1 protein-coding gene is annotated in these 291 nt (G+C 67.7%); it reads left to right on the top strand.

Annotation, left to right across the window (positions count from 1 at the left end; genetic code table 11):
• A partial coding sequence (locus B1964_RS28970) for a DDE-type integrase/transposase/recombinase (RefSeq protein ID WP_139765952.1) occupies positions 1–291 on the top strand: 291 nt, incomplete at both ends.

Raw genomic sequence — 291 nt, 5'->3', positions numbered from 1 at the left:
CCTGCGGTGAGGGGGATGCGTACCTGTGTGCGATCCGCGATGAGCACTCGCGGCGCGTGCTGGGCTGGTCGCTGGCCGATCACATGCGTACTGAGCTCGTCGAGGCCGCCGTGGACGCTGCGGTGGCCACGCGCGGCGGGTCGGTGACGGGCACCATCTTGCACTCGGACAGGGGCAGTCAATTCACCAGCCATGACATGGCACAGGCCTGCACACGCCACGGGTTGCTGCGCTCGATGGGCGAGACCGGCATCTGCTGGGATAACGCCGGCGCAGAGTCGTTGTGGTCGA

Origin of the sequence: Gordonia sp. i37 (genome assembly GCF_002043085.1) — a bacterium.
In the GTDB taxonomy this organism is placed as follows: Bacteria; Actinomycetota; Actinomycetes; order Mycobacteriales; family Mycobacteriaceae; genus Gordonia; species Gordonia polyisoprenivorans.
The sequence above is the reverse complement of the archived record's forward strand: the minus strand, read 5'-3'. Positions and strand labels throughout refer to the sequence as shown.